Source organism: Natronospira sp., assembly GCF_007134575.1.
GTDB lineage: Bacteria > Pseudomonadota > Gammaproteobacteria > Natronospirales > Natronospiraceae > Natronospira > Natronospira elongata.
In genome coordinates, this window is record NZ_SLKM01000311.1 from 1 (window position 1) to 3,072 (window position 3,072).

The window sequence follows — 3,072 nt, forward strand, 5'->3', positions numbered from 1 at the left end:
CATGTCCAGTGACGACTGAGGAACCTCTGAATCGATCTTAGGAACCTCTGATTAATATTAATCAGAGGTTCCTAAGATCGATTCAGAGGTTCCTCAGTCGTCACTGGACATGGTCGGCTTGTCATGCCCGGCGGCGCGCATGTTGCGGGTCCAGATACCCCGGTTGGCCAGTCGAACGAGCGTCTTTTCGGTCTTGCTCAGCCGCTGGCGCCAGGATTCATCCAGGCGGATCTTGACCGCTTCGCCCCGCAACTGGCGGTTGCCGCCGAGGACATGGTTTTCGCGGCTGCCGATGGCTTCGTACTGGGCGCTTTCCACTTCCAGCCCCACCCGGTCCAGCACGCGCTGGAGCTGTTCCTGGGGCCGGGTGCAGAGGTCCTCATAGGCGATGTGGGTGATATCGTGGCCTTTGTCGTCAAGATCCAGCACGCGCCGGCTGCGGTTGGCGTAGTTCCAGATGCCGTTGAACACGGTCGCGCCCTTGCGCTTGGAGGAGGCTGCCTGGGCACGGGGGTCCTTGAAGATATGCACCGGGATCAGCTCAATGCCGTCCACGTGTTCCAGGGAGCGCAGATAGGACACCCGCCGGGCGGTATCGACCACGGCGCTGGCACCGGCCGCGGCGCCGATGGATTCGTAGTAGGCGCGCACCAGGAATGGGTCGGATTGCTTGCCATAGCCGAAGTCGAGCTTGTCCAGGGCGGTGCCGCGCTGGCGGAGTTCTTCGTCCACCCGCTGCCAGAAATCGCACTCGGCCAGGCAGGTGGCGCCACAGGCGCAGTCCTTTTCGCCGCGCAGGAAGAGCGGCACGTTCTTGGAGCCGCCGCCGGCGACGATGGCCGAATGGGTGCCGAGCATGCGGCTTAGCAGGGTGGTGCCGCTGTGGCCGAGGCCGAGGATGTAGATCACCTTCATGACAGTCTCCGCGTGGGCGAGTTACGCCAGAACGCGCGGAGACTAGCGAAGCGGGTGTGAAGACAGCGTGAAGGCGGCGTGAAACCAGGATGAATCCCGCTCAGGCGCGGGGTAGAAGCAGGGTGGCACGGTTGATGTGCTTGCCGGAATGTGATGCCTGATGGAATGTCAGCCCGGCCGCCTCCGCCAGGGTCCGGACGATCTCAAGGCCGATCCCAGGCTCGGGGTGTCGGGCCTTCGGCGAAACCCGGTTTTCGATCCGGATCTCGCCATGGGCCAGCCGAATCCCGATTCGACCGGCAGTACCGTGCTGGAAGGCGTTGCGCAGGAGATTGCAGAGAATCACGGTCAGTATGCGTTCATCCACGGCCACCGGCCCATCGCTGATGACGGTCACCTCCGTCTCCACTTGTCGGTCCATGAGCCAGGGTTGTTCGGCCTCGATGGTCTTACGTACGACGGTTTCCAGCCGATCAGTATGCTGGTGGGGTAGCAGGTGTTGCTTGCGCAATGCAATGAAGAACTCGATCAGCTCTTCCATGTTGCTGAGTGAACGCTGCATGCGGGCCACCAGTTCCTGCTCTCTGGTCTGGTCCGTTGTCAAGCGTTCGCTCAGCAGTTCCAGCGAGCTCCGCAGACCGGTGAGCGGGGTGCGTAGCTCATGGCTGGCGAAACTGGCGAAGCGGCGCTGGTGGTTGAGCAGTTCGATCAGGCGCCGATGATAGCGGGCCACGTCCTCGGCCAGTTCCCCCACCTCGTCGGCCGGATAACGACGGACGTCGATATCCCCGGGCCGTTCGGATTCCGGGTCAAGATTGGCGACCGCCCGGGCGAGCTTTCGCACCGGTCCCAGCGCCCGCCGGCCCAGCCAGTGGCCGCAAAGGGTGGTCACCAGCACGATCAGCATAGCCTGGATGATCAACAGGCCCATGAGCTGGATCTCCCGCAACTTCTCCTCGGCCAGGTCATAGACCACGGCCCGGTGCCGAGCATCGTCCGCCTGGATCATGACCACGACCGGGGGCTGTCGTTGTTCGAGCCAGTGCAGGCCGTTGTCCAGCTCGTGCAGGTCGGCAGGCAGGCGCGGATGGGGTCGTGGGTTGTCGTTGAGGAAACTGGCCAGCGGCTTGGCCTGGTATGTCCCCCGGGTATCGGCCTCCAGCAGACGCTGCATTTCAATATGGATCAGGCTCTGGATTTCGTAGTCGTCGTAACGCTCGGCGAGCATGAACGTGCTGACCGACACCACCACGGCGACGAGCAATCCGGTCAGGGCGAAGACCCGGGTGACTCTGCGCTGGAGGGTGCCGGGTCGGCTCATGGCAGTCGAAGCCGGTAGCCGACCCGGGGCAGGGTTTCGATCAGCTGTCTGGCACCGGCTTGCTCGGCGGCCTGGCGCAGCTGGTAGATGTGGCTGCGCAGGACGTCCTGGTCGGGGATGTCCTTGCCCCAGATGGCCTGCTCCAGGCTTTGGCGGGAGACTACTTCGCCGGGACGGGCGGCCAGGGTGGCCAGGATCTTCCAGCCGGTGGGTGACAGTTCGACCTCTTGATCGTTGAGAAACAGCCGCCGCCGTTCCAGGTCCATGTCGAAGCCCGGGCGCTGGAGTCGTTGGCGATCAGGGCTGTGTTGGCGGCGTGCCAGCGCCTGCAGCCGCGCCCAGACTTCGGCCAGAGCGAAGGGTTTGACCAGGTAGTCGTCGCTGCCGGCTTCAAAGCCCGCGAGTTTTTGCGGCAGCTGGTCCCGGGCGGTGAGCATGAGTACCGGGGTGGCGGCGTTGTTGTCGCTTTCACGCAGGAAGCGGCAGACGTCCAGTCCGTCGCCATCGGGCAGGTTGAGATCGAGCACGACGGCGTCCAGGGGTTGTTGCCGGGCGATGTGTTCGGCTTCCCGGCGTCCCATGGCCGCCTCGACTTCGCAGCCCCGGTCTTCGAGGTAGTCGACCAGGTTGGCGAGGATTTCCCGATTGTCTTCGACGACGAGGATGAGCACGGTGACCTCCGGGCATGGGCGTTTGGGGGTGATTCTACCGGCTCCTGGGCGGGATTGGAGGCCTTGTGATCCCCCTCCGTCTCCCCCTTCCCGCCGGTTGGCGGCAAGGGGGAGGGCCCTTCGATGGGGTTGGGGGTTGAGTGTGCCGTAGCGTTGTTTACAAGG

Annotated in this window: 3 protein-coding genes; all 3 read right to left on the bottom strand. The window is 64.0% G+C overall.

The window, feature by feature from the left end; genetic code table 11:
- Positions 1 to 93: 93 nt before the first annotated feature.
- Entirely contained in the window at positions 94 to 915 is an 822-nt protein-coding gene (locus tag ACJWXQ_RS12530; protein ID WP_346052853.1) for a sulfotransferase, read from the bottom strand.
- A gap of 100 nt (positions 916 to 1,015) precedes the next feature.
- Entirely contained in the window at positions 1,016 to 2,236 is a 1,221-nt protein-coding gene (locus tag ACJWXQ_RS12535; protein ID WP_346052851.1) for a HAMP domain-containing sensor histidine kinase, read from the bottom strand.
- The gene (locus ACJWXQ_RS12540; protein WP_346052849.1) at positions 2,233 to 2,907 is read right to left on the bottom strand and encodes a response regulator transcription factor; all 675 of its coding nucleotides are present in this window, start codon (positions 2,905 to 2,907) and stop codon (positions 2,233 to 2,235) included. The genes ACJWXQ_RS12535 and ACJWXQ_RS12540 overlap by 4 nt, the downstream gene beginning before the upstream one ends.
- Between the last annotated feature and the right edge of the window lie 165 nt (positions 2,908 to 3,072).

What these genes read in the sequence shown, in the direction of transcription:
- ACJWXQ_RS12535 (WP_346052851.1), bottom strand. Translation starts at nt 2,236, where the DNA reads ATGAGCCGACCCGGCACCCTCCAGCGCAGAGTCACCCGGGTCTTCGCC.
- ACJWXQ_RS12530 (WP_346052853.1), bottom strand. Translation starts at nt 915, where the DNA reads ATGAAGGTGATCTACATCCTCGGCCTCGGCCACAGCGGCACCACCCTG.